General features: G+C 66.3%; 20 protein-coding genes and 1 pseudogene. 14 read left to right on the top strand and 7 right to left on the bottom strand.

The genetic code is table 11. The annotated features are described in order from the left end of the window. The 4 genes and pseudogenes from EGJ34_RS12050 to tkt form a co-directional block, all read left to right on the top strand. Positions 1-837: pseudogene (locus tag EGJ34_RS12050) on the top strand (BatD family protein); the annotation flags it as partial. Positions 838-900: 63 nt separating this feature from the next. After that, positions 901-2,241 (top strand): dicarboxylate/amino acid:cation symporter, encoded by a 1,341-nt coding sequence (locus EGJ34_RS12055; protein ID WP_125360719.1) that lies wholly within the window; start codon positions 901-903, stop codon positions 2,239-2,241. An 81-nt stretch (positions 2,242-2,322) separates the two neighbouring features. Further along, entirely contained in the window at positions 2,323-2,748 is a 426-nt protein-coding gene (locus EGJ34_RS12060) for a hypothetical protein (protein ID WP_260476978.1), read from the top strand. A 158-nt stretch (positions 2,749-2,906) separates the two neighbouring features. After that, positions 2,907-4,916, top strand: a complete 2,010-nt coding sequence (tkt, locus tag EGJ34_RS12065) for a transketolase (RefSeq protein WP_125360720.1) — start codon at positions 2,907-2,909, stop codon at positions 4,914-4,916. Between the two features lie 342 nt (positions 4,917-5,258). Here tkt and EGJ34_RS12070 read toward each other — a convergent pair whose 3' ends face one another. After that, entirely contained in the window at positions 5,259-7,211 is a 1,953-nt protein-coding gene (locus tag EGJ34_RS12070) for an acetyl-CoA hydrolase/transferase C-terminal domain-containing protein (RefSeq protein WP_125360721.1), read from the bottom strand. A gap of 52 nt (positions 7,212-7,263) precedes the next feature. After that, positions 7,264-7,821, bottom strand: coding sequence for a flavin reductase family protein (locus EGJ34_RS12075; protein ID WP_125360722.1), 558 nt, complete (start codon positions 7,819-7,821; stop codon positions 7,264-7,266). 122 nt (positions 7,822-7,943) lie between these two features. On the opposite strand from EGJ34_RS12075, the gene EGJ34_RS12080 reads away from it, so the two are divergent. Continuing rightward, the gene (locus tag EGJ34_RS12080; RefSeq protein ID WP_125360723.1) at positions 7,944-8,309 is read left to right on the top strand and encodes a BlaI/MecI/CopY family transcriptional regulator; all 366 of its coding nucleotides are present in this window, start codon (positions 7,944-7,946) and stop codon (positions 8,307-8,309) included. 203 nt (positions 8,310-8,512) lie between these two features. Here EGJ34_RS12080 and EGJ34_RS12085 read toward each other — a convergent pair whose 3' ends face one another. The 3 genes from EGJ34_RS12085 to EGJ34_RS12095 all read right to left on the bottom strand — a co-directional run bounded on the left by EGJ34_RS12085 (position 8,513) and on the right by EGJ34_RS12095 (position 10,905). Beyond that, entirely contained in the window at positions 8,513-9,313 is an 801-nt protein-coding gene (locus EGJ34_RS12085; protein ID WP_125360724.1) for an MBL fold metallo-hydrolase, read from the bottom strand. A gap of 10 nt (positions 9,314-9,323) precedes the next feature. After that, on the bottom strand, positions 9,324-10,139 hold the full coding sequence (locus tag EGJ34_RS12090) for a S1/P1 nuclease (protein ID WP_125360725.1): 816 nt from the start codon (positions 10,137-10,139) through the stop codon (positions 9,324-9,326). Between the two features lie 139 nt (positions 10,140-10,278). Continuing rightward, positions 10,279-10,905, bottom strand: coding sequence for an OmpW family outer membrane protein (locus EGJ34_RS12095; RefSeq protein ID WP_125360726.1), 627 nt, complete (start codon positions 10,903-10,905; stop codon positions 10,279-10,281). A 204-nt stretch (positions 10,906-11,109) separates the two neighbouring features. On the opposite strand from EGJ34_RS12095, the gene gap reads away from it, so the two are divergent. The 7 genes from gap to EGJ34_RS12130 all read left to right on the top strand — a co-directional run bounded on the left by gap (position 11,110) and on the right by EGJ34_RS12130 (position 21,148). Continuing rightward, positions 11,110-12,114, top strand: coding sequence for a type I glyceraldehyde-3-phosphate dehydrogenase (gene gap / locus EGJ34_RS12100; RefSeq protein ID WP_125360727.1), 1,005 nt, complete (start codon positions 11,110-11,112; stop codon positions 12,112-12,114). 156 nt (positions 12,115-12,270) lie between these two features. Further along, positions 12,271-14,904: a DUF2339 domain-containing protein gene (locus EGJ34_RS12105; RefSeq protein ID WP_125360728.1), complete on the top strand. Its 2,634-nt coding sequence runs from the start codon at positions 12,271-12,273 to the stop codon at positions 14,902-14,904. After that, entirely contained in the window at positions 14,901-16,262 is a 1,362-nt protein-coding gene (locus tag EGJ34_RS12110) for a DUF3999 domain-containing protein (protein ID WP_125360729.1), read from the top strand. Before EGJ34_RS12105 ends, EGJ34_RS12110 begins: the two co-directional genes overlap by 4 nt. 176 nt (positions 16,263-16,438) lie before the next feature. After that, positions 16,439-17,614 carry a phosphoglycerate kinase gene (locus EGJ34_RS12115; protein ID WP_125360730.1) on the top strand — a complete coding sequence of 392 codons (1,176 nt, stop codon included), beginning with the start codon at positions 16,439-16,441 and terminating at the stop codon, positions 17,612-17,614. Between the two features lie 41 nt (positions 17,615-17,655). Further along, positions 17,656-18,297 carry an HAD hydrolase-like protein gene (locus tag EGJ34_RS12120; protein WP_125360738.1) on the top strand — a complete coding sequence of 214 codons (642 nt, stop codon included), beginning with the start codon at positions 17,656-17,658 and terminating at the stop codon, positions 18,295-18,297. A gap of 224 nt (positions 18,298-18,521) precedes the next feature. After that, on the top strand, positions 18,522-19,988 hold the full coding sequence (gene pyk / locus EGJ34_RS12125) for a pyruvate kinase (RefSeq protein WP_125360731.1): 1,467 nt from the start codon (positions 18,522-18,524) through the stop codon (positions 19,986-19,988). A gap of 155 nt (positions 19,989-20,143) precedes the next feature. Next, complete coding sequence (locus EGJ34_RS12130; RefSeq protein ID WP_125360732.1) at positions 20,144-21,148, top strand: class I fructose-bisphosphate aldolase; 1,005 nt, start codon at positions 20,144-20,146, stop codon at positions 21,146-21,148. Positions 21,149-21,460: 312 nt separating this feature from the next. On the opposite strand, the gene EGJ34_RS12135 is transcribed toward EGJ34_RS12130, so the two are convergent. Further along, positions 21,461-22,057 carry an O-acetyl-ADP-ribose deacetylase gene (locus tag EGJ34_RS12135; RefSeq protein ID WP_125360733.1) on the bottom strand — a complete coding sequence of 199 codons (597 nt, stop codon included), beginning with the start codon at positions 22,055-22,057 and terminating at the stop codon, positions 21,461-21,463. Positions 22,058-22,319: 262 nt separating this feature from the next. Then, a complete protein-coding gene (gene cysK / locus EGJ34_RS12140) occupies positions 22,320-23,279 on the bottom strand; it encodes a cysteine synthase A (protein WP_125360734.1) in 960 nt (319 codons plus the stop codon). Between the two features lie 173 nt (positions 23,280-23,452). Here cysK and EGJ34_RS12145 point away from each other — a divergent pair, with 173 nt between their 5' ends. Both EGJ34_RS12145 and EGJ34_RS12150 read left to right on the top strand, forming a co-directional pair. Next, a complete protein-coding gene (locus EGJ34_RS12145) occupies positions 23,453-24,436 on the top strand; it encodes a LysR family transcriptional regulator (protein ID WP_125360735.1) in 984 nt (327 codons plus the stop codon). A gap of 264 nt (positions 24,437-24,700) precedes the next feature. After that, positions 24,701-25,059 (top strand): hypothetical protein (locus tag EGJ34_RS12150; protein ID WP_260476979.1); only part of this gene is annotated, 359 nt, incomplete at its 3' end.

The raw sequence follows: 25,059 nt of genomic DNA on the forward strand, positions 1-25,059 counted from the left end.
GAGGCGGTGACCGTGGTGGTCGAGGCCGTGGCTGACGGGGCCACCCGCGCGCAGTTCCCGGAACTTCCGGAGCTGGACGCCGGTGTGGGCGCGCAGGTGTTCGCCGAGCCGGCGCAGTTCGACGAAACCTTCAGCAACAGCACGCCGCAGCTGAAGCTGACCCGGCGCTACGCGATCGTGCCGCGGGCATCGGGGTCGCTGGTCGTGCCCGGTCTGCGCGTGCCGTGGTGGGATGTCCGCAGCGGGCAGGCGCAGACGGCGCGCCTGCCCGATCTCACGTTGACGGTCGGCCCTGGCAACGGTAGTGCTGCCGCCGTGCCGCCGCCCACGCCGGTGGACACCCGCGAGGCATTGCCCGGGACTGACGACGCACTGGCCCCACGGGCCGCACCCGAAGCCGCGCCAAGGCCCTGGGGCTGGATCGCGGCGGCCTGCGGATTCGCCCTGCTGTGGCTGCTGACCCTGTGGTGGGCATGGCGGCAGCGTCAGCGGCGGTCTGCACTTGTTGGTACCGCATTGCCCCGCACGGCGGCGGCCAGGCCCGGATTGGCGCAGCTGCGCCAGCAGCTGGACACGGCAGGGCTTGATGAAATCGTCGATACACTGGCGGCCATGGGCGGAGTGCAGGGCCTGCAAGGGGTTCTGGAACACCTGTCCGACCCTGTCCAGCGGCAGGCGTTGATCGACATGCAGGCGGCGCGCTGGAGTCCCCAGGGTGGCAACGTGGCCCAGGCACGCCAGTCGCTGCGCCGTGCCTTCCATGACGGACCGCACTGGCAGGTGGCCGCTGCGACCGACCACACTGGCCTGGCTCCGCTGTATCCCCCGGGCCGTTGATGGCGGCCCGGCAGCCCCTGCCGGCTTTGCTAAGCTGTCCGATCACCACAGGAACACCGTTCGATGACCGACGCCGTAACCCCCGGGCAGACGCCGCCCCGCAAGAAGCTGCCCCTGCACTGGAAAATGGGTATCGGCTTCGCGCTGGGCCTGATCCTGGGCCTGATCGTCCACGCCCTCGGCGGCAGCATCGACGGCCTGACCGAGGCCGCACGGGCGGTGATGACCTATGTCACCACGCCGCTGTCGGGGCTGTTCCTCAATCTGATCTTCATGCTGATCGTGCCGCTGATCTTCTCCGCCCTGGTGATGGGCGTTTCGGAGATGGGCGACATCCGCGCGCTCGGCCGGATCGGCTGGAAAACCCTGGCCTACACCGTGGTGCTGTCCGGTGTGGCCGTGGGCATCGGTCTGGTGCTGGTCAACGTACTCAAGCCGGGCGTGGGCGTGGACCCGGCCATGGCCTCGCAGCTGCTGCACGAAAACGTCGAGCGTAGTCGTGAGATCGTCGCCAACATCGGCGAACAGCCCAAGGGCATGGACATGCTGCTGTCGATCGTGCCCAGCAACGTGCTGGCGGCAGCGTCCAGCAACGGCGCGATCCTGTCGCTGATGTTCTTCGCGCTGATGTTCGGCATCGGCATGGTGCTGTCGCCGGATGACAAGGTGGCGACCCTGCGCAAGGGCATCGAGGGTGTGTTCGAGATCTCGATGACCCTGATCAACCTGGTCATCCGCCTGGCCCCGTACGCGGTCGCCTGCTTCATGTTCAACCTGGCCGCGATCTTCGGTTTCGACCTGCTGGTCAGGCTGGGCGCGTACGTGGGCGTGGTGGTGCTGGCGCTGGGCCTGCACATGGTGGTCAGTTACGGCGTGGCGGTGTGGTTGTCCGGGCGTTCGCCGCTGGCGTTCTTCCGCGACACCCAGGAAGCCACGGTGATGGCGTTCTCGACCGCTTCCAGCAATGCCACCCTGCCGACCGCGCTGCGCGTGGCCGACCAGATGGGCCTGCCGCAGCGCGTATCACGCTTCGTGCTGACCGTGGGCGCGACCGCCAACCAGAACGGCACCGCGTTGTTCGAGGGCGTCACGGTGATCTTCCTGGCGCAGTTCTTCGGCGTGGAGCTGAGCATCACCCAGCAGCTGATGGTGATGGTGGTCTGCATCCTCGGCGGCATCGGCACCGCCGGCGTGCCCTCCGGCTCGCTGCCGGTGGTGGCGATGATCTGTGCCATGGTCGGCGTCGATCCGATGGGCATCGGCCTGATCCTGGGCGTCAACCACTTCCTGGACATGTGCCGCACCGCGCTCAACGTCACCGGCGACCTCGCCCTGACCACGCTGGTGGCCAAGGGGGAGCGTGACGAGCATCACACTATTGATCCTGTCGCCTCTGGCAATTGATCCAAACCTTGATGACAGGGATACTGCCCCGGCGCATGGAAGGTGCCGGGGTAGGTGCCGTGCGGGGAAAGGAGCAATAACATGAGGAAGATGTATCTGGTGGTGGCCGCACTCGGAATGCTGGCCTTCGACGTCAGCGCCAAGTCGGAATGCCCGAACTACGAAGTGGAAGGCAGCTACCTGGCCGGTCGCCGCTTCAGCAACTGGGACATCGTCCCGGTCAGTGCGGACGTCGCGTTCAAGCGGATCAAGGTCGAAGGCGTGTCCTCCGGTCTGACCATCAAGTCGGAAGACAAGGATTCGGGCCTGCTGATGTTCGAGCAGAGCGTGTCCAATGGCAGCCGCGGCCAGATCACCCTGCCGTGGAACGTGGTGATCACGCCGGAAGGCAAGAACTCGGCGAAGGTCAAGGTGATCAAGACCACGCCGTCCGGCTACATGACCGGCGAGAAGTTCCAGAAGGAATCCATGTGCGCCGTGATCAACTCGGCCACCGGCGAAGCCTGATCGGCCTCATCGTGATTCAAGACGCCCCGCCCAGCGGGGCGTTTCTGTTTCCGGGACGCGCTTTCACAAGGCTGACCATCCTGTCCTGACCCGGTCGGTCGACTATGGGACAATGTGCCGCCCGCAGCTTCGCGGCCGCCTCCCATTCCGACAGAACCATGACGCAGCCCACCCGCCGCCAGTTGGCCAACGCCATCCGCTTCCTTGCCGCTGATGCGGTCGAAACCGCCAAGTCCGGGCATCCCGGCATGCCGATGGGCATGGCCGATATCGCCGAAGTGCTCTGGAACGATTACCTCCGTCACAACCCCAACAACCCGAAGTGGTTCAACCGTGACCGTTTCGTGCTGTCCAACGGCCATGGCTCGATGCTGCAGTACGCGCTGCTGCACCTGAGCGGCTACGACCTGCCGATCGAGCAGCTCAAGCAGTTCCGCCAGCTGGGCAGCAAGACTGCCGGTCACCCGGAACACCATGAAACCCCGGGTGTGGAAACCACCACCGGTCCGCTCGGCCAGGGTCTGGCCAACGCGGTCGGTTTCGCGCTGGCCGAGAAGCTGCTGGCACAGCGCTACAACCGCCCCGAGCATGAAATCGTCGACCACCGCACCTGGGTGTTTCTGGGCGACGGCTGCCTGATGGAAGGCGTGTCGCACGAAGCGGCCTCGCTGGCCGGCACCTGGGGCCTGGGCAAGCTGGTCTGCTTCTGGGATGACAACCACATCTCCATCGACGGCAACACCGAAGGCTGGTTCACCGACAACACCCCCGAGCGTTTCGAAGCCTATGGCTGGAACGTGGTGCGCGGCGTCGATGGCCACGATCCGGAGAGCATCAAGGCGGCGATCGACGGCGCGCTGGCGCAGTTTGACAAGCCGACCCTGATCTGCTGCCGCACCACGATCGGTTTTGGTTCGCCGGGCAAGGCGGGCAAGGAATCCAGCCACGGCGCACCGCTGGGCAAGGACGAACTGGAAGCCACCCGCAAGGCACTGGACTGGAACTACGGCCCGTTCGAGATTCCGGAAGAGATCTACGCCGGCTGGCGTGCAGGCGGCACCGGCACCCTGCGCCAGGCCGAGTGGGAACAGCAGTTCGACAAGTACGCCGCGCAGTACCCGGCCGAAGCCGAAGAGCTGACCCGTCGCTCGCGCGGTGAGTTGCCGGAGGACTTCCTGGCCAAGGCGGACGCCTACATCGCGCAGGTGCAGGCCGAAGGCCCGACCATCGCCTCGCGCAAGGCTTCGCAGCTGGCCATCGAAGCGTTTGCGCCGCTGCTGCCGGAACTGGTGGGCGGTTCGGCCGACCTGGCGCACTCGAACCTGACCCTGTGGAAGGCGAGCAAGTCGGTCGCCACCGATGATCCCAACGCCAACTACGTGTATTACGGCGTGCGCGAGTTCGGCATGACCGCGATTGCGAACGGGCTGGCCCTGCATGGCGGGTTCATTCCGTTTGATGCGACTTTCCTGGTGTTCAGCGACTACGCGCGTAACGGCGTGCGCATGAGCGCGCTGATTCCGGCGCATGCCATCCACGTGTACACCCACGATTCGATCGGCCTGGGTGAGGACGGTCCGACCCACCAGCCGGTGGAGCACCTGGCCTCGCTGCGTTACATCCCGAACAACGACGTGTGGCGTCCGTGCGATGCGGTGGAATCGGCGGTGAGCTGGAAGTCGGCGATCACGCGCAAGGACGGCCCGAGCTGCCTGGTGTTCAGCCGCCAGAACCTGCCGCACCAGCCGCGCGATGCCGAGCAGGTGGCGCAGATTGCCCGCGGCGGTTACGTGCTGGCCGACGCCGAAGGCGGCGTGCCGGACGTGATCCTGATCGGTACCGGTTCGGAAGTGAGCCTGGCCGTCGCCGCCAAGGCCGAGCTCGATGCCGCCGGCATCAAGACCCGCGTGGTATCGATGCCGTCCACGGACGTGTTCGAACGCCAGGATGCCGGCTACCGCGAAGCGGTGCTGCCCAATGCCGTGCGCAAGCGCGTGGCCGTTGAGGCTGGCGTGACCGGCTTCTGGCGTCAGTACGTGGGTCTGGACGGTGCGGTGGTCGGTATCGACACCTTCGGTGCCTCGGCCCCGGCTGACGCGCTGTACAAGCACTTCGGCATCACCACCGAGCACGTGGTCGCTGCCGCCAAGGCACAGCTGGCCAACTGATCGTTGCCGGTTTGAAACCCAACGGCGCTCACCGGCAACGGTGAGCGCCTTTTTTGTTTGCCATGTCCTGATTGCTCGATTTCCGTAGAGCCGGGCTTGCCCGGCTGGTGCTGGATCTGTGCGAAAAGGCGGTATTCACGGAATCCCTGGTTTGGCGGCCCGGGCCGCCACGACAATCCGTCGGTGGCGATCGAAAATCAAAAGCCACATCGCCATCGGGCGGATTCCGGGTTGCCTGGGCCCGGTAGCGTCGGTCGACAGACGACGGCCGTGAAATCCCCAACATCCGGTAACGCATGACCCCGGATCGGGACCGCCTGTGGTACCCGGGCAAGCCCGGCGCTACGCCGTCCGCGCCAGCCCCAGCCGCACCAGCCGCGCTTCGAGCTTTTCGCCGAACGTGTTCGGTGCATCCAACCCCATGCGCTGCAGATACACCACGTCACCATCGCCGGCAGGTTGCCGCAATGCCGCGAGAACGGTGCGCAGCTTGCCCCCGCGTGTGGCCGTGTTCTGCTTCAACCAGCCGAGTGCCTTTACCAGGTGCTGCTCCACCTCGGTGAAATCACTGCCCAACGGATAATCCGGCAGTTCGCCCGATTGACGGAACGGGGCCAGCGCCGCGCTGACCGCCGCAGTACTGTTCCGCTCACGCCATCGCGCCGGAGCAGTAAACGATGCCGCCAGCTTCTTCGACGCCTTCGCCGTCTGCAGCAGCTCATCCTGGAATGCCGCATCGGTAATGGCCGCCATGTTCACCACGCAGACTTCGTCGGTGAGGTTGCGCAGGTCAGCAATGCCGTACTCATTGATGTAGATGTCGCGCAGATGCCGTGGAATGGTGGTATGCCCATAGTTCCAGCGTACGTTCGACTGCAGGCCGCGCGCGTCCTCACGCGTGGCCCGGAACAGCAACGCGCTGCGCGCTTCCGGCAACGCATGCGCCATTGCCACGAAGTTGTACTGGCCACCGACGCCCGACACCACCCGACCATCCTCCAGCGCATCTGACGTTGCCGCGCCGAGCGCGGTGGCCATCATGCAGGAGTTGAAGAAGCGCGCATGACGGCGCTGCAATCGCTCAAGCGTCTCGTTGCCGCCGTACAGTTGATTGATCTCGCTGATGCGGCGCATGCCGATGGCCCGGCATTCGTCCTCCGGCAGGTCGCGCAGCCATTGGTAGAAGTCCGGCGAACCCAGATAGAACGCGCCGTGCAGATACTCGCCTTCTGCTTCCAGCGTCGCGTGGTCGATGCTCAGCGTGCTGCCATTTTCGATCCGCTGCATCAGCGCCAGATCGTCGTGCACTTTGCGCCGGATCACCCCGGTCTGCACCAGCCGCCGGAAGCCTTCGTTGAGCATCTCGCTGCAGCCGTACAGGCCGACTTCGAACGGCTCCAGGCCGCCGCACTCGCGCACTGTCGGGTTCTCTTCGAGCGTCGGATCCAGCGCCCGCAGTATCTGCCGGTAGCGCGCGTTGTCGGTGTGGCGCAGCACCAGCGCGTGGCTGATCGCATCGGCCAGCGTGCCGATGCCGATCTGCAGGGTGCCACCGTCGCGCACCAGCGTGCTGGCATACAGCCCAATGGCATAGTCGGCGTCGCTCACAGGCTGTCGCGGCAGGCCGAACAGGGCGGGGTAGGGCGGGGGCGGGGTGATCACCAGGTCGAAGAAACTCACGTCCACCGTCGCAGACCCGCCCAGATACGGCAGCTGCGGATCGATCTCGGCGATCAGCAACGGGCGCGGCAGGCCGCGTGCGGCCATTGCGTCCAGCGTGTCCTGGGTGATGTCGTTGTTGCACGACAGCGACAACCGTCGGTCGTCCGGTCGCATCGCCACCTTCTGCACGATGGCGTGGGGCGCGCGTTGCGCCACCGCGTCCGCCGCATGCGTGTAGTTCAGGCTGGTGTAGGCGCGCTGCGCCTGCGACGAGCCCAGCAGTGCGCCGGACTGCATGTAGAACTCCTCGACCTGTACATGCGGCGGAAGACGATCGCGCGCCACGGCATCGGCGTAGGCCAGGCGTGGGAAGTCCGCGCCAAAGTGGCGATCGGCAAAGGGTGCCATGAACCGGCCTTCCAGGCCGTCGCGCGGCGGGTGTGGCGGATTCAACGACAACGCGGTGTACAACTGCAATGGCCTTGACGCGTCGCCTTCGACCCGCGCGTACAACGCGTTCAACAGACGGTGCGGCTTGCCCAGCGCCAGCGGCGCGCCGATGCGCAGCGGGCCATCCACGCGTTGCAGCAGCCAGTCGACAGCAGCGTCCAGGTCGGTGAGGTGATCGGTCATCCAGCGGGTATCCGGTAGCGCCGGCTGTGGGCCGGCATGAACATGGGAGGCATTACAGCATTTCGGGCTTGAACAGACGGCGACGCGACACCGTTGGTCCTGCGCACATGAACTGCCCGTCGCCCTGGTAATGCACCGTGCGTGGCCGCTTCGGGACGGGCGCGACATGCGCGCGGACCACTTCCCAGATGAAAAGGCCGTAGGGTCTGATCTGCCGTGCGTCATGCAGCCGGCACTCGAAGCTGGCGTGACATGCGGTCAGAAGCGGCGCGTCCACGTCTGTGGCTGCAGTGGTCTCCAGTCCAAATGCGTCGAACTTGTCGGTGTCAGCGCCGCTGCAGTTGCCGATGCGCACGACGGCGTCGAGCTGATCCACGGTGGGCAGGTTGATCACGCACTGCCGCCTGCGCCGGACCAGTTCGAAGCTGTGGTTGCCCGGCGAGATCATGGTCGCTACCAGAGACGGCGTGAACTCCAGCACGGTGTGCCAGCCCAGCGTCATCACATTGCGCTGCTGTTGCCAGGCAGACGTGATCAGGACGATGGGGCCCGGCTCGAGATAGCGACGCACCTCGGTCACCGGGAAATCGCGTTTGGACGCGCGGGGCATGGCCACCTCCAGGGAATTTCACTCGATCCTCGCAGCGACGGGATGAATCGGGTGTCGAAAGCAGGGCTTGACATCGATTCCGATTACATGCGTAATCGAACCGTCGATTACAGGTGTAAATGATGAGTGGGATAAGCGAAGCCGAAGCCGTTGTCATGGAGGTGCTGTGGGCGCGGCATCCCCTCGGAGCCGATGAGGTGGTTGCCGCACTGGACGAACGCCAATGGGCCGAACCCACCATCAAGACGCTGCTCAACCGTCTGTTGACCAAGGGTGCCATCAGCGCCAGTCGTGAGGGTCGTCGCTATCTCTATTCGCCGGTGCTGCAACGGCAAAGCTGGGTCGCCGAGCAGAGCAGCGGCCTGCTGGACAAGCTGTTCGCGGGCCGGGTGGCCCCGCTGGTGGCGCACTTCAGCCAGCGGGGGGAGCTGAGTGCACAGGACATCGCCGAACTGAAGCAGCTGATACAGGAACTTGACCATGACTAGCCTGCTGCAGTCACTGTGGGTGGCCAGTCTGTGGGGTGCGATATCGGTCTTGCTGGTTTCTGCGATGCGCCCGCTGCTGCGGTAGCCTCGGTCCGCGCCTGGCTGTTCAAGCCCGCGCTGCGCGAGGGCAGAGCCGTAGCACTGACGTATCGGCCGTAGAGCCGGGCTTGCCCGGCTCCCGCAGCAGCCGGGCAAGCCCGGCTCTACGCGCCACCCTGGATATTTGCCTTCACTGACGGATGCATCAGCTTCGGCTCCGCCAAGGTGGCGTCGCGTGCCTGCCGGGTGGCCACAAAATCGGCCTCGCTCACCCCTTCGCGCAGATGGATGTTGTGCATCCGTTGCGCACCGATGGTGGTTTCGTTGGCCACCTCGCGCCCACCCGGACCATAGTCGTGACAGATGAACACCCGGGTTGAGTCGGGCAGGGCGAACAGACGCTGTATCGAGCGGTACAACAACACCGCATCGCCGCCGGGAAAGTCGCAGCGCGCGGTGCCGCCATCGGGCATGAACAACGAGTCGCCGGTGAACACCGCGTCGCCGATCCGGTAGGCCACGCTGTCCGGGGTATGCCCGGGTACCGCGATCACTTCGGCGTCGAGTCCGCCAAGCGCGAAGTGTTCACCGTCAGCGAACAGGTGATCGAACGGCGCACCGCTGGCCGGCACCGCCACGCCGTAACGGGGCGCGAAGGCGCGCTGCACCTCGGTGATGCCTTCGCCCATCGCCAGCCTGGCCTGCGGCCACTGCTGTCTGAGACGGCGGCCGGCGCTGACATGGTCGGCATGCGCATGGGTTTCCAGCAGCCATCGCACCTGCAGGGCCTGCGCGTCGACGTGCGCCCGCAGGGCCTGCAGGGAGGCCTCGCCGGTTGCGCCGGTGTCCGGGTCGTAATCCAGTACCGGGTCGATCACGGCTGCCTGCCGCGTGGCCGGGTCATGCACCACGTAGCTGAAGGTATGGCTGTCGGGGTGGAAGAACGCGGCAACGTGCAGCGGCATGATCGAGTCCTCAGCGCTTGCCCAGCGTGTCATTCAGCAGTACTGCCAGGCGTTCGCCGGCCAGACGCAGTTCGCGTTCGGCGACCGGCAGGTAGGTGTCGGTGTAAGCGGGAGACAGCGTACGCTTGGGCGGGTAAACGCCGGGTGCAACGGCGATGCGGCAGCTGGCCTCGGCCCAGCTCACGGCATCGGCGGCGATGTTGGCGCGCTTGCCGAACTTCGGCTTCGGCAGCTTGTTCAGACGTGCGGCATAGGCGTCGTCGTCCAGCTTGCGGGTATTGAGCATGCCGCTGTCCCATAGTGAATGCAGGTTGGTGCCGCGGCCGTTGTACTGCACCTGGAAATCGTTGCCGCCCTTGTCGTGGCCATAGCCGGCGTGCATGGGCTGGTGGATGTCGCCGACGAAATGCACGACGAACTTCAAGGCCTGTGCGCGGTCGCTGTCGCTGCGGCTGCGGTCGCCGAGAATGGCGGTCTGCGCCTTCAGCGCCTCGACGACGCAGTTGCCGTTGCTGCACTGCGTTGCAGGCAGGTACTGGCAATCGTCCTCGCCCATGTTGATGTAGTGCCAGCGCGCCGAACGTCGCCCCAGGCCCGGGTCTTTGGCACGCAGTTCGTCCGCCCATGGCGCGATCGCGGCCAGGCTCGGGGTGGGCTCGGCCGCCAGCAGGCGCGCCACTTCGGCGCGGGTGGCCGGGGTCAGGCGCGATTCGGCGACCCGCGCAACCAGACGGTGGCCTTGAGCGCCCCAGGCGAGGGCATCGGTGGAGACGAACGTGAGGGCCAGGGCGAAGGCACCGGCGCAGAATCGGGAGGAGATCTTCATAGGCCCATTCTAGCGGGCGGGGCTGTCGCCCACCTTGACCGGATGTGGCTGTGCGGACGCGCAAAAAAAGACCCCGGCCGAAGCCGGGGCAAATGCTTTGCTGCGAGGGGTGTTGCTCGGTTCGATTCTGATCCGCCGATCAGAACTTGAAGACGTAGGCCACGCCGTACACCAGCGGGTCGATGTTGACGGTGCCGATCTTTTCACCGTCAAGCTTGACCTTGCTGTCGATGTCGATCCAGCGCACGTCGACGCGCAGCGAACCATTCTCGGCGACCTTGAAGTCCAGGCCGGCATGCGCGGCCAGGCCCCAGGAGTCCTCCAGCTTCAGGTCCGCACCGGCCAGTGCGCCAGTGGTTTCCTCGCTGAAGAAGGTGGTGTAGTTGACGCCGGCACCGACGAACGGCGAAACCTTGCCCTGGCTGTTGAAGTGGTACTGCAGGGTGACCACCGGCGGCAGGTGCTTGGTGCTGCCGACGCGTCCCAGGCCGTTGATGTTGATGTCGTGCTTGAAGGGCAGGGCGGCCAGCACTTCGATGCCAAGGTTGTCGGCGATGAAGTATTCGCCGGTGATGGTCGGCTTGATGTCGCTGTCGACGTCAACTTCCAGGCCGCCGGCCAGGGTGCCGTTGTCGGACTTGGGGGCCACCTGGTGCACGCCGGCACTGATGGTCCAGTCGCCCTTGGACTGGGCCATGGCCGGGGCGGCAGCCAGCGACAGGGCGACGGCGAGGCTGGACAGCAGGAGGGTGGAGGTCTTGCGCATGAGGAAGTCTCGTTGCGGGGTGGAATGGGGCCAGTTTTCCCGCCCGGGCTTCACCCCGCCTTGATCCGGATCAATCCGGCCGGGCCGCTCAGCCGGCGGTCAGCCAGCACGGGCGTGGTCGGGGGCCGCCGGAGGACGGGCTTTGCTAGAATGGCGTCCCTTTCCATCGGCGCCGCACCGTCGCGGCTGCAGGAGCTTGTGAACATGGCAATCAAGGTTGGCATCAACGGTTTCGGTCGCATCGGTCGCAACGTGCTGCGTTCGGCGGTGCTGAACTTCGGCAATGACATCGAAATCGTGGCCATCAACGATCTGCTGGAGCCCGATTACCTGGCCTACATGCTGAAGTACGACTCCGTCCACGGCCGCTTCAAGGCCGACGTGAGCGTGTCCGGCAGCGACCTGCTGGTGAACGGCAAGAAGATCCGCCTGACCCAGGAACGTGACCCGGCCAACCTGAAGTGGGACGAAGTGGGCGTGGACGTGGTGATCGAGTCGACCGGCCTGTTCCTGACCAAGGAAACCGCGCAGAAGCACATCGATGCCGGCGCGAAGAAGGTCATCCTGTCGGCTCCGTCCAAAGACGACACGCCGATGTTCGTCTACGGCGTGAACGACAAGACCTACGCTGGCCAGGCGATCATCTCCAACGCTTCGTGCACCACCAACTGCCTGGCTCCGCTGGCCAAGGTGATCAACGACAAGTGGGGCATCAAGCGCGGCCTGATGACCACCGTGCATGCTGCCACCGCCACCCAGAAGACCGTTGATGGCCCGTCCAACAAGGACTGGCGCGGTGGCCGCGGCATCCTGGAAAACATCATTCCGTCCTCCACCGGTGCCGCCAAGGCGGTGGGCGTGGTGATTCCGGAACTGAACAAGAAGCTGACCGGCATGAGCTTCCGCGTGCCGACCTCGGACGTCTCGGTGGTCGACCTGACCGTGGAACTGGAAAAGGAAGCCACCTACGCTGAAATCTGCGCCGAAGTGAAGGCACAGAGCGAAGGCGCGCTGAAGGGCATCCTGGGCTACACCGAAGACAAGGTCGTGGCGACCGACTTCCGCGGCGAAACCCACACCTCCGTGTTCGACGCCGAAGCCGGCATCGCGCTGGACGGAACCTTCGTCAAGCTGGTGTCCTGGTACGACAACGAATGGGGCTACTCCAACAAGTGCCTGGAAATGGCCAAGGTTGTGGCTGCCAAGTAATCGGCTTCATCGGTAAATCAGAAGCGGCGCGTTCCCGGAAAGGGGCGCGCCGTTTTTTTTTGCCATCGACCATTCCTGCCATCAGGTAGGATGATCGCGTGCCGCAGGTACCGACCCTTGGGGAAGGGCGCGGCGTTTGCTAGAGGATGACGTGGAATGGAAGCTTTGATTGTCCTGGCCATATTGCTGCTGCTGGCCGTATTCGTGCTGCTGGCGGTTGCCCTGGTCACGGTTGGCGGCCTGCGCCGCCGCGTGGCCGCGCTGGAAGCAACCGTGCAGGCGGCCCAGGCTACGCCGGTGCCCGAAGCCGCAGCGGCACAGCCGTGGCGCGAACCTGCCCCTGCCGCGCCATTGGCAGCAGAACCTGTACCGCAGCCGGCTCCGGCCGCCGTCGTCGACCCCGTGGCGGCGCGCACCGCGCCACCCCCGCTGCCACCGCCTGCGCCGACCGCACCACCAGTGCCGCCGCTGTCACAGGGCCCGAACTTCATCGAACGGGCCATCGGTACCGTCAAGACCTGGTTCACCGAGGGCAACGTGCCGGTCAAGATCGGCATGCTGGTGCTGCTGGCCGGTGTTGCCGCGCTGCTCAAGTACGCCAGCGACCAGGGATGGCTCAGTGCGCCGATCGAACTGCGACTGGCCGCCATCGCGGCGGGCGCATTGGGTCTGCTGGTGTTCGGCTGGGTCCAGCGCGAGCGTCGCCGCCTTTTTGCATTGGCGCTGCAGGGCGGGGCCATCGGCATCCTGCTGCTCACCATCTTCGCCGCCTTCAAGCGCTACGAACTGATCGAGCCCGCCATCGCCTTCGGCATGAGCATCCTGCTGATTGCAGGCCTTGGCGTGCTGGCCGTGGTGCAGAACTCGCGCACCCTGGCCGTGCTGGGCATCCTCGCGGGCTTCATGGCACCGATCTGGCTGTCCACCGGCAGCGGCAACCATGTCGCGCTGTTCTCGTACTACGCCGTGCTCAACGCGGGCATCCTTGCCATCGCCTGGTGGCGACCCTGGCGCGTACTCAATCTGCTCGGTTTCGCCTTCACGTTCGGCATCGGCGCGCTCTGGGGGGCGCTGCTTTACGAGCCCGGCAAGTTCGCCAGCACCGAGCCCTTCCTGCTGCTGTTCTTCACCTTCTACCTGGTCATTCCGCTGTTGTACGCCCGTCGCCAGCCGGCCGGAAGGCGCGACCTCATCGACGGCAGCCTGGTGTTCGGCACGCCGCTGATCGCGTTCTCGCTGCAGGCCGGCATGCTGCATGACGACCCGTTGCTGCAGGCGCTGTGCGCTTTGGCGCTGGCGGCGCTGTATGCGGTGCTAGGCTGGGCGCTGATCCGTCGCGAACGCTACGCCGCGCTTGGGCAGTGCCACGCCGTGCTGGCCGTGGGCTTTGCCACCCTGGCGGTGCCGCTGGCGCTGTCCGCACGCGCCACCGCCAGTATTTTCGCTTTGGAAGGTGCCGGTCTGGTCTGGCTGGGGCTGCGCCAGCAGCGCCTGCTGCCACAGATTGCTGGCGCGTTGCTGCAGCTCGGGGCCGCGTTTGCGTTCGTCGTCGGTGCGGACTACTGGCACCTCGACCAGGCCGCATGGGCCAATGCCACCTTCATGAGTGGGTTGCTGCTGGCACTGGCGGGTTTCGCTTCGGCCTGGAGCTGTCGCCGTGCCGGCAGGGAAGCCGCTGGCATTGTCTATTACCTGTGGGGACTGATGTGGTGGCTGGGCATTTTCATCCACGAGATCGCCCGCTTCATTCCGCGTTCGAGCATTCCTGACGCGCTGCTGGTGCTGGTCGCTGTCACCGCGTGGCTGGCGGCGGAGGTGCGGCGTCGCGAGCCGGCACGCGCACTGTCACTGACCACGCTGGCCATGTTGTCGTGTGCATTCCCGCTGGCGCTGCTGCAGGTAGTCCGGCATGAGCATCCGTTCGCCGGCTTCGGTGCGCTGGCCTGGGCGGTATATGCGGTGCTCGGGATCCGCAGCCTGTGGTGCCTGCGCAGTGGCCCGGGCAGGGCGGCAGTGGCGGCGCAGTTCGTGTGGTGGCTGCTGTGGCCAACCGTGCTGACGCTGACCGCCGCGTGGCTGGCCAAGCGTTTCGCGCTTGCCGAGGGCTGGTTGCTGGCGGCGGTGTTGCTGCCGTGGCTGCTGCTGACGGCGGTTTCGCTGCGGCGCTGGCGCTGGTTGACGTTGCCGTTGGGTGAACGCTTCGACAGCAACCGACTGGCGCTGCAGGGCACGCTGTTCGGGGTGCTGGCAATCGCCTTCGGTCACTACCTGACGGTCGCGGGGGGCTCCGCGCCGCTGCCGTGGGTGCCGGTGTTCAATCCGCTGGAGCTGAGCCTGTGCGCGGTGCTGGCGTTGACCGCGTATTGGCTGTGGAGCGGGCAGGCCCCTTACGAACTGCAGGCGCAGCGTATTCCGGTGCTGGCCGCTGCGGGGTTTGTCCTGCTGACCAGCGTCACCCTGCATGCCGTCCATCACTGGGGCGGCGTGCCGTGGGATCCACGCATGGCGGGGTCCACCGTGGCCCAGACCAGTCTGACCGTGCTCTGGAGCGTGCTCGGCGTGATCAGCTGGGTGTGGGGTTCGCGAAGGGGCCAGCGCCTGCTATGGCTGGTGGGCGCGGTGCTGATGGGCGTGGTGCTGGCCAAGCTGGTCCTGATCGACCGACAGCATCTGGGTAATCTGTTCGGCATTGTGTCTTTCATCGCCTACGGCTTGTTGTGCACGGTGGTGGGCTACCTGGCTCCGGCACCGCCGCGGGCCGCCGAATCGACCACGGAGCGCGCGTCGTGAATCCTGTTTGCCGGACTCTGTCCGTACTGCTGCTGCTGGCCGCTCCGGCGCTGGCGGCTGCTGCCGATGCGCGCCAGCAATACCGCGAGCAGTGGGCGTTGCAGCTGGCAGTGCCGTCGGCAGGCGCGTACCGGCTGACCCTGGGGGAGGCGCAGTACCGCAGTGCGGTCTCTCCGCAGCTGCAGGATGTGCAGGTGTTCAATGCGCAGGGCCAACCGCTGCCGTCGGCGGTGTTCAGGGCGGAAACACCGGTCGCGCAGCCTGCGTCATTGCAGCCGTTGCCGTGGTTTGCACTGCCACCGCAAGGCAGCGCCGGCGGTGACGACCTGCAGCTGCTGACCGAGCGCAATACCGATGGCAGTGTCCGTCGTGTGGAAGCGCGTCTCGGGCGCACCGGCAGCAGCGCGCAGCCCGGTGGCTGGCTGGTGGACGCCAGCCGCCTCGACGTCGCCGTGCAGGCGCTGCAGCTGGACTGGCAGGCCGGTCCGTCGCTGCAGCTGCGCGTCCAGGTGGATGTGAGCGCGGATCTGCAGAGCTGGCGCAGTGTCAATGACAACGTGCCACTGGTGGACCTTGCGCAGGATGACAATCGTCTGCAGCAACGCCGCATCTTCATTGGACGCCACGCGAACTACATCCGCATCCTGCCGGTCTCCGGCAGCACGCTGCCGGCATTGACGTCGGTGCGGGCCGAACTGATGTCGGCGCAGCCGGCGATCGACTGGCAGTGGCGTTCGCTGCAGGGCACGAAGGTCGCGCCGGGCGAGTTCGAATACCTGCTGGACGGACGCTTCCCGATCGCACAGGTCGACATCGCCACCGCAGACAACAGCGTCGTGCAGTGGACCCTGCTGAGTCGCGATGATGCGGGTAAGCCATGGCAGGTGCGGGCGGGCCCATGGGTGGCCTACCAGCTGCAGGACAGCGCCCAGCGCCGCCAGTCGCAGGCCCAGGCGTTGGCGGCGCACAGCCGCGACCGCTACTGGAAGCTGGTGGCGGGGCAGGGCCAGCCTGCGCAGCCTCCGACGCTGAAACTGGGTTATCAGCCCGAGTCGCTGGTATTTCTCAGCCAGGGCGAGCCACCGTTCACGGTCGCCGCCGGAAGTGTGCGTGCCACACGCGCCTCCGCACCCGTGGGAACGGTGCTGGCACAGCTGCGCGCGCAGCAGGGGCCGCAGTGGCAGCCCGCGCAGGCCATCGTGCATGGGCCTGCTCAGGTGCTGGGCGGCGACGCCGCCGTGCAGCCCGAACGCGACTGGAAGCGCTGGCTGCTGTGGGCGCTGCTGGTGCTGGGGGTGCTGATCGTGGGCGGGTTCGCGGTGACGTTGCTCCGTCAGAAGCCATCGGCGGCCCCGTGACGACCAACGGTCGTCACCTACCGGCTCTCTACCGGGGTAGGTAACGACCGTTGGTCGTTACCCGAGGGTCATCATCGGCGGGCAGGTAACAACCGTGGGCCGGTACGCCTTCGCTACAATGGGCGTCGCGCGCCGTGCGCGGCGCCCTTTCCTTTTCTGACAAGAGCTGCTGCCCCATGTCCATCGTCCGCATGACCGACCTCGACCTTTCCGGCAAGCGTGTGCTGATCCGCCAGGACCTGAACGTGCCGATTGAAAACGGTCGCATCACCTCCGAACAGCGCATCACCGCGTCGTTGCCGACGCTGAAGCGGGCACTGGAGCAGGGCGCGGCGGTGATGGTGACCTCGCACCTGGGCCGCCCGAAGGAAGGCGTGTGGAGCGAAGCCGATTCGCTGGCACCGGTGGCCCAGCGCCTGGCCGAACTGCTGGGCGTGAAGGTGCCGCTGGTGCGTGACTGGGTCGACGGCGTTGACGTGGCACCGGGTTCCATCGTGCTGCTCGAAAACTGCCGCATGAACGTCGGCGAGGGCAAGGACGACGAAGCGCTGTCGAAGAAGTACGCCGCGCTGTGCGACGTGTTCGTGATGGACGCCTTCGGTACCGCGCACCGTGCGCAGGCCTCCACCCACGGCGTGATCCGCTTCGCCCCGGTCGCCGCGGGCGGCCCGCTGCTGATGGCCGAACTGGATGCCCTGGCCCAGGCGCTGCACGCGCCGGCGCAGCCGCTGCTGGCCATCGTGGCCGGCAGCAAGGTCAGCACCAAGCTGGAACTGCTGGCCAACCTGGTCGGCAAGGTCGACCAGCTGATCGTCGGCGGCGGCATCGCCAACACCTTCATTGCCGCCGCCGGCTACCCGGTCGGCAAGTCGCTGTACGAGCCGGACCTGCTGGATACCGCAAAGAAGATCGTCTCCGACGCCAAGGCGCGCGGTGCCGACATTCCGCTGCCCACCGACGTGGTCGTGGCCAAGCAGTTCCTGCCTGACGCACCAGCCTCGGTGAAGGCGGTCAGCGAGGTGGCGGAGGACGATCTCATTCTGGACATTGGTCCGAAGACCGCTGAGCATTACGCCGGGCTGATCGCCAAGGCGGGCACCGTGGTCTGGAACGGCCCGGTCGGGGTGTTCGAGTTTGAGGCCTTCAGTCACGGCACCGAAGCGCTGGCCAACGCCATTGCCTCGTCTCCGGCGTTCTCCATTGCCGGTGGTGGCGACACCCTGGCGGCCGTGGACAAGTTCGAGATCGCCGACCAGGTCAGCTACATCTCCACCGGTGGCGGTGCGTTCCTGGAATTCCTCGAAGGCAAGACCCTGCCGGCGGTGGCGGCGCTTGAAGCCCGGGGCAACTGATGTCGCGGGTGCATCCTGGTGTGGCTGCAGCCCACACCGGGATGGAGCCTGACACGCTGTTTTTCGACCTCGACGGCACCCTGATCGACTCGGCCGTCGGGATCACCCAGTGCGTGACGCACGCGCTGACCCAGATGGGCCGGCCGGTGCCGCCGCAGGAGGAACTGCGGCGCTGGATCGGTCCGTCGCTGCGGACCAGCTTCGCGCCGCTGTTCAACGATCCGGAAAAAGTGGAGCAGGCGGTCACCTATTACCGCGAACGCTTCGACGTGGTCGGCTGGCGTGAGCACGAGGTCTATGCCGGCATCGGCCAGGTCGTGCAGGACCTGCACGCGCGCGGCCACCGCCTGGCCATTGTCACCGCCAAGAACGAGCCGCACGCGCGGCGCATCGTGGAGCACCTGCCGTTCGGGGCGTGCTTCGAGGACGTGATCGGTGCCACCATCGATGGCAGTCGCAGCGAAAAGCCGCAGCTGGTGGCCGAAGCCCTGCGCCGGCTGCAGCTGCCCGCGCAGCAGTGCTGGATGGTCGGCGACCGGCGCATGGATATCGAGGGTGCCCGCCACCATCAGATGCGCAACATCGGTGTTCTGTGGGGCTTTGGCGGTGCGGCGGAACTGCAGGCGGCGGGTGCGCAGCACCTCGCGGCAGCGCCGGAAGCGCTGCTTTCACTGCTGGCCTGAGCAGGCTGGACAAGCAGCGGGGCAAGCCCCGCTCTACGGTGCATGGCGGATAGCGGGGTTCCGTACGCCGCCGCATGTCATGACCAGGTCCTGTGCTGTCCTGTTCCGCTATTGCGGACTGTCCGTAGGACATCGGCGAAACCTAGCGGCCACAAAGGTGTAAACGTATTCATGGGACGTGAAGGGTGTGCTAATTTCGACCCTTTCCAGGGAGCCCTTTAACCATGATTGAGCGTCAGCGTCGCACCAAGATCCTCGCCACCCTCGGGCCGGCAACAGACAAGCCCGGCGTGCTGGAGGATCTGTTCCGCGCCGGCGTCAACGTGGTGCGGCTGAACTTCAGCCACGGTGACCCGTCCGGCCAGGCAAAGCGTGCCGCCGATGTACGTGCCGCTGCCGCGCGGGTGGGCGTGGAAGTGGGCATCCTGGCCGATCTGCCGGGTCCGAAGATCCGCATCGAGCGCTTTGCCGAAGGCAAGATCACGCTCAAGGCCGGTGACCGCTTCGACCTGGTCGCCTCGCCAGATGCCCCGGCAGGTGACACCAGCCAGGTGGGCGTGAGCTACCTCGGTCTGCCGCAGGACGTGGGTCCGGGCGACGTGCTGCTGCTCGACGACGGCTTGATGCAGCTGCAGGTGGTGGAAGTGCAGGGCGAGCGCATCATCAACACCGTGCTCAACGACGGCGTGCTGTCCGACCGCAAGGGCCTGAACAAGCAGGGCGGCGGTCTGTCGCTGGGCGCACTGACCGAGCGTGACAAGGAACTGATCGGCATCGTCGCCAAGATCGGCGTGGACTTCATCGCCGTCTCGTTCTGCCGCAATGCGCAGGACATGAACGATGCGCGCGCCATCGCCCAGCAGCACGGCTGCGACGCGGCGCTGGTGTCGAAGATCGAGCGCACCGAAGCCATCGAGAATCTGGAAGAGATCGTCGATGCCAGCGACGTGGTGATGGTGGCCCGTGGCGACCTCGGCGTGGAAATCGGCGATGCCGAGCTTCCCGGCCTGCAGAAGAAGATCATCAAAGCCTCGCTGGCGCAGAACAAGGTGGTGATCACCGCCACGCAGATGCTGCAGTCGATGGTGGAAAGCCCGATTCCGACCCGCGCCGAGGTGCTGGACGTAGCCAACTCGGTGATCGACGGTACCGACGCGGTGATGCTGTCGGCGGAAACCGCCGCCGGTGCCTATCCGGTCAAGGCGGTCGAAGCGATGGCCCGCATCTGCCTGGGTGCGGAGCGTCAGTTCCAGACCGAAACCGACTTCGGTGCCTCACCGCGCAATCTGGAGCGTGCGGACCAGGCCATCGCCATGGCGACCATGTTCCTGTCCCAGCACGTGGGCGTGCGCGCGATCGTGGCGATGACCGAATCCGGCGGCACCGCGCGGTATCTGTCGCGCTTCCGCGCTTCGGCCCCGGTGTTCGCGGTGACCCGCCACGACGGCGCGCGCCGGCAGATGGCGCTGATGCGCGATGTGTTCCCGATCAACTTCGACAGCCGCGGCCTCACTCCGCGCGAAGCCGCGCGCGGCAGCATCCGCCTGCTGGTCGAAGCCGACCGCCTGCAGCCCGGCGACCGCGTGGTGTTCACCAGCGGCGAACACATGGAAACCCACGGTGCCACCAACACCCTGCGCCTGCTGGAAGTTGGTGAAGACGGCCGCGCCAGCGGCCTGGGCGACCTGTAAGGGCGTAGAGCCGGGCCATGCCCGGCTGATGCAACCGTAAAGCCGGGCAAGCCCGGCTCTACATCACTGAAAGCGTTTCCAGATCCCGTGGACAGCCAGTTCACGGGAGGGCGGGGCTATAATTGCGTTTTTCCCGCACCCGCCACAGGAAATACATGAGCATCGAACAGCTGGCTGAAACCGCCCAGGCCATGGTCGCCCCGGGCAAGGGCATCATCGCCATCGACGAATCCACCGGGACCATCGCCAAGCGCTTTGCCAGCGTGGGCATCGAGAACACCGAAGAGAACCGTCGTGCCTACCGCGAGCTGCTGCTGACCACGCCGAAGCTCAACGAGCACATTTCCGGCGCGATCCTGTACGACGAAACCATTCGCCAGTCGACCAAGGACGGCGTGCCGTTCGCCAAGTACATGGCCGACCACGGCATGATCCCGGGCATCAAGGTCGACAAGGGTGCGCACCCGCTGGCCGGCTGCCCGGGTGAACTGGTCACCGAAGGCCTGGACGGCCTGCGTGAGCGCCTGCAGGAGTACTACAAGCTGGGTGCGCGTTTCGCCAAGTGGCGCGCGGTCATCAACATCGGCGAAAGCATTCCGTCGGGCACCTGCATCGAGTCCAACGCGCACGCGCTGGCCCGCTATGCCGCCCTGTGCCAGGAATGTGGCCTGGTGCCGATGGTGGAGCCGGAAGTGATCATGGATGGCGAACACGACATCGAGACCTGCTACGAAGTGACCGAAGCCACCCTGCGCTCGCTGTTCGACGCGCTGTACCAGCAGAACGTGCTGCTGGAAGGCACCATCCTGAAGGCCTCGATGGTCATCTCGGGCAAGGGCTGTGAAGAGCAGGCCGATGTCGAGGAAGTGGCCGAATCGACCGTGATGTGCCTGAAGAGCACGGTGCCGGCGATTCTGCCGGGCGTGGTGTTCCTGTCCGGTGGCCAGAGCGACGAGCAGTCGACCGCGCACCTCAACGCGATGAACCAGATGGGCAACCTGCCGTGGCCGCTGAGCTTCTCCTACGGCCGCGCCATGCAGCAGGCCGCACTGAAGCTGTGGGCCAAGGACATGAAGGGCAACTACGCCGCCGCCCAGAAGACCGTGTTCGAGCGCGCCAAGGAAAACGGCCACGCCGCCCTGGGCAAGTGGAACGGCTGATCCACGCCTGACCCGCTGCAGTAATCAGGAATCCGGTGCCGGCCCGTCCAGCACCGGATTTTTTTCATCCGGCACCGGCGGAGGCCCACGTAGAGCCGGGCTTGCCCGGCTGCCGTTCGCGGAACACCCGCACCACGCGATCACATCTCTCACGATCCGAAACTCGCACTACGAACGCTGCGCTTCTGCTTCCATCCATGCCGGCATGCCCGTAGAGCCACGCCCTGCGTGGCTGCTTTTCCTCCCACACCGCGAAGTACGCAGGACGTGGCTCTACGGCAGGCCGAACCAACGCGCCGCGGCTGGCAACGGTTACGAAGCGGCGGCTGGCAACGCCATTCCCATTCCAGGCATCGGTAACGGCCCGGCCACTTCCACCGGCTGGCCCAATGCGGCCAGGGCCGACTGATATGCCTTGAACGTGGCCGCGTTGTAGGCCACCAGGATGATCCGCTGCGGTTCCCGGTGCGAGCGCTGCCACGCCAGCGTCTCGGTGGCGGCGATGTGCGCCGCCTGATGCAGCGGATAGCCGAACACGCCGCAGCTGATCGCCGGGAAGGCAATGGAATGCAGGCCCAGGCTTTCGGCCAGCTGCAGCGACTTCCAGTAACAGTTGGCCAGCAGTTCAGGCTCGGCGCGGGTACCGTCGTTCCAGACCGGGCCGACCGTATGCAGCACGTGCCGGGCAGGCAGGTTGTAAGCCGCGGTCGCGCGTACTTCGCCGGTCGGGCAGCGTACGCCTGGCCGCAGTTCCGGCAGCGCCGCGCACTCAGCCAGCAACCGAGGGCCTGCCGCCCGATGGATGGCACCATCCACGCCGCCCCCGCCAAGCAGGGATTCGTTGGCCGCATTGACGATCGCATCCACTTCCAGGGTCGTGATGTCGCCCTGCCACACTTCGATCTTCATGCGTGCCGCTCCTTTTGATGCCGGGCCGTGCTGGGAGAATTGCTGCCTGGCTTCACGGTAACCGGCGGCAGGTAGAGGCTGCGTCATTGCCGTCTCAGGCCGTGCGACCGGCCCCGGAAACGAGAACGCCCACCGCGAAGGTGGGCGTGGGGTGGGCCGGTGGGACGTAGAGCGGGGCTTGCCCCGCTGCTTTACATGGCCGGCGGATCAGCGGGGCAAGCCCCGCTCTACGATTCCCCGGTCACCGTCATCGATTGGCGGGTCACGGGGTTCCGGCCAGCCAGTCGTCGTCCGAGCCTTCATTGATATCCGCGAACAGGGGCGTGGAGAAGTACCGCTCCCCGGTATCGGGCAGCATCGCCAGCAGCACGCTGCCTGGCTCGGCCTTGGCCGCCACGTCCAGTGCACTGGCCACCGTGGCCCCGGCGGAAATCCCGACAAAGATGCCTTCCTCGGCCGCCAGCCGCCGCGAGGTCTCGATCGCCCGGGCATCGTCGATGTTCAACAACTGATCATAGATTTCGCGATTGAGCACCTCCGGCACGAAGTCCGGGGTCCAGCCCTGGATCTTGTGCGGCTTCCACTCGGCCCCGCCCAGCAGTGCCGCGCCTTCCGGTTCGGTGGCGATGATCCGGGTCTCCGGGCGGGCCACCTTCAGCACTTCGCCCACGCCGGTCAGGGTGCCGCCCGTGCCCCAGCCGGTCACGAAGTAGTCCAGGCGCTTGCCGGCGAAGTCGCGCAGGATCTCTGCCGCCGTGGTGTTGCGGTGGTAGGCCGGGTTGGCCGGGTTGGTGAACTGGCTGGCCAGGAACCAGCCGTGCTCCTCGGCCAGTTCCTTGGCACGGCGAACCATGCCCGAGCCGCGCTCGGCGGCCGGGGTCAGGATGACTTTGGCTCCATAAGCGCGCATCAGCTTGCGGCGCTCGATCGAGAATGTCTCGACCATGGTGGCGACGAACTTGTAGCCGCGTGCGGCAGCCACCATGGCCAGGGCGACACCGGTGTTGCCGGAGGTCGCTTCGACGATGGTGTCGCCGGGCTTGAGCAGGCCGCGTGCTTCGGCGTCCAGAATGATTGCCAGGGCCAGGCGGTCCTTGACCGAACCGCCGGGATTGAACGACTCGACCTTGGCATACAGGGTGACGTGCTCGGGGGCGATCCGGTTCAGGCGCACCACCGGGGTGTTGCCAACAGTGTCCAGGATCGAGTTGTACAGGGCCATGGGATGCTCCGCAGGAGAACGTGAAGGGGCCAGACGGCTCAGCGCTGACCGTAGCGCCGGCATATGACCGCGCGAAATGAAGTGATTACCTTCATAAACAACATTTGGTTATAAGCTGGTGACGGCAACTGTCTTACAGTCAAGCCGTTCCCTTACCCTTTTGCGGCACGCCCATGACGCTGACCCAACTCCGTTATCTGGTCGCCATCGCCGACGCCGAGCTCAACATCACCCTGGCCGCCTCGCGGGTGCATGCCACCCAGCCGGGCCTGTCCAAGCAGCTCAAACAGCTGGAGGACGAACTGGGGTTTCTTCTGTTTGTACGTAAGGGACGCAGCCTGGAGGCCGTGACCCCGGCCGGGGTCGAGGTGATCGGCCGCGCCCGCGCGGTATTGGCCGAGGCCAACAACATCCGCACCTATGCCGCCAACCAGCGTCGCGAAAGCCAGGGCCAGCTGATCCTGACCACCACCCACACCCAGGCCCGCTTCGTGCTGCCGCCGGCGGTGGCGCGGATCAAGCAGGCCTACCCGCAGGTGAGTGTGCACCTGCAGCAGGCGGCCGAGAGCGATGCGCTCGATCTGCTCAGCCAGGGTGATGCCGATATCGCCATCATCTCCACCGCCGGGGCCGAGCCTACCGCCGGCCTGGCCATTCCGCTGTATCGATGGCGGCGGCTGGTGCTGGTGCCGCGCGGGCATGCGCTGGACCGCCCCGATGCCGCGCCGGATCTGAATGCGCTGGCCGGGCAGCCGCTGATCAGCTACGAGTCGTCCACGCGGGGCAGTTCTTCGTTGCAGCGTGCGTTTGCCGCCTCCGGGCTGACTCCGGACATCGCACTGACCGCGCTGGATGCGGACCTGATCAAGACCTATGTGCGCACCGGTCTGGGCGTGGGCCTGCTGGCGGAAATGGCGGTCAATGCCAGCGACGAAGACCTGCGCGCGTGGCCGGCCCCGGCTCCGATTGATGAATGCATTGCGTGGGCGGTGTTGCCGCGCGACCGCGTGCTGCGTGATTACGCGCTGGAGCTGGTGCACGTGCTGGCCCCGCAGATCGACACCCGCGACCTGCGCAGGGTGATCGATGGCAACCAGGAGGCGGACTGGCCAGTGCCGCCGACGTGGGAAGAGCTCACGCAAACCATTACCGTCTGACGACGGGAATGGTTTGCCCGCGCATTCCTCCTCTACCCCCCGCCTTCGGCGCGCCCCCTTCAACAGAAGGGGGCTCTCCCCCAGACGCATTGTGCGTGTTCCGGTAGCGCCGGCCGTTGGCCGGCCCAGGCGGTGCGTCACACCCTGCGACGCTTGGTCGCACGCGGCGTTCGGCCGCATCCTGCTCGCTACAATTCCCCGGTGAACCGTCGTCGCCGTCCCTACGCCTTCCTGCTGCAGCTCGCCTTCGCGGCGACGCTGCTGATGGCGCTGGCCCCGCTGCTCAGTCGCTGGCAGCAGGCGCACGGTGACCCCGTGATGCTGATGCCCGGCGGCATGGCGCATGTCATGCCGGTCTCGGCGGATCCCGCTGCGCCGCAGATGCACGACCACACGTTGATGCATCACGGCACGTCGCACGCCCACCACGCGATGCCGGCCGAACCTGCGCCGCCACCGCCAATGGACCCCCACGCCGGCCATGGCGAGGCCTGCGAATACTGCATGATGGCCTCGCGGCTGATGCCGTGGCTGGCCGTCATCCTGGTGTTGCTGCCGGCGTTGCCGCGCATCGCCCCCCCGGTGCTGCGCACCGTCCTGCCACCGCGCAGCCTGCGCTGGCC

The sequence above is a fragment of the Stenotrophomonas sp. 278 genome (assembly GCF_003935715.1).
Classification (GTDB): domain Bacteria; phylum Pseudomonadota; class Gammaproteobacteria; order Xanthomonadales; family Xanthomonadaceae; genus Stenotrophomonas; species Stenotrophomonas maltophilia_AH.

Bases quoted from the DNA above. Each gene is read 5' to 3' on its own strand.
- EGJ34_RS12075 (WP_125360722.1), bottom strand. From the start codon at position 7,821: ATGCCCCGCGCGTCCAAACGCGATTTCCCGGTGACCGAGGTGCGTCGC.
- EGJ34_RS12095 (WP_125360726.1), bottom strand. From the start codon at position 10,905: ATGCGCAAGACCTCCACCCTCCTGCTGTCCAGCCTCGCCGTCGCCCTG.
- EGJ34_RS12115 (WP_125360730.1), top strand. From the start codon at position 16,439: ATGTCCATCGTCCGCATGACCGACCTCGACCTTTCCGGCAAGCGTGTG.
- EGJ34_RS12060 (WP_260476978.1), top strand. From the start codon at position 2,323: ATGAGGAAGATGTATCTGGTGGTGGCCGCACTCGGAATGCTGGCCTTC.
- EGJ34_RS12055 (WP_125360719.1), top strand. From the start codon at position 901: ATGACCGACGCCGTAACCCCCGGGCAGACGCCGCCCCGCAAGAAGCTG.
- EGJ34_RS12085 (WP_125360724.1), bottom strand. From the start codon at position 9,313: ATGCCGCTGCACGTTGCCGCGTTCTTCCACCCCGACAGCCATACCTTC.
- EGJ34_RS12135 (WP_125360733.1), bottom strand. From the start codon at position 22,057: ATGAAGATCGAAGTGTGGCAGGGCGACATCACGACCCTGGAAGTGGAT.
- EGJ34_RS12130 (WP_125360732.1), top strand. From the start codon at position 20,144: ATGAGCATCGAACAGCTGGCTGAAACCGCCCAGGCCATGGTCGCCCCG.
- EGJ34_RS12120 (WP_125360738.1), top strand. From the start codon at position 17,656: ATGGAGCCTGACACGCTGTTTTTCGACCTCGACGGCACCCTGATCGAC.
- EGJ34_RS12090 (WP_125360725.1), bottom strand. From the start codon at position 10,139: ATGAAGATCTCCTCCCGATTCTGCGCCGGTGCCTTCGCCCTGGCCCTC.
- EGJ34_RS12145 (WP_125360735.1), top strand. From the start codon at position 23,453: ATGACGCTGACCCAACTCCGTTATCTGGTCGCCATCGCCGACGCCGAG.
- EGJ34_RS12105 (WP_125360728.1), top strand. From the start codon at position 12,271: ATGGAAGCTTTGATTGTCCTGGCCATATTGCTGCTGCTGGCCGTATTC.
- cysK (WP_125360734.1), bottom strand. From the start codon at position 23,279: ATGGCCCTGTACAACTCGATCCTGGACACTGTTGGCAACACCCCGGTG.
- EGJ34_RS12080 (WP_125360723.1), top strand. From the start codon at position 7,944: ATGAGTGGGATAAGCGAAGCCGAAGCCGTTGTCATGGAGGTGCTGTGG.
- EGJ34_RS12070 (WP_125360721.1), bottom strand. From the start codon at position 7,211: ATGACCGATCACCTCACCGACCTGGACGCTGCTGTCGACTGGCTGCTG.
- gap (WP_125360727.1), top strand. From the start codon at position 11,110: ATGGCAATCAAGGTTGGCATCAACGGTTTCGGTCGCATCGGTCGCAAC.
- tkt (WP_125360720.1), top strand. From the start codon at position 2,907: ATGACGCAGCCCACCCGCCGCCAGTTGGCCAACGCCATCCGCTTCCTT.
- pyk (WP_125360731.1), top strand. From the start codon at position 18,522: ATGATTGAGCGTCAGCGTCGCACCAAGATCCTCGCCACCCTCGGGCCG.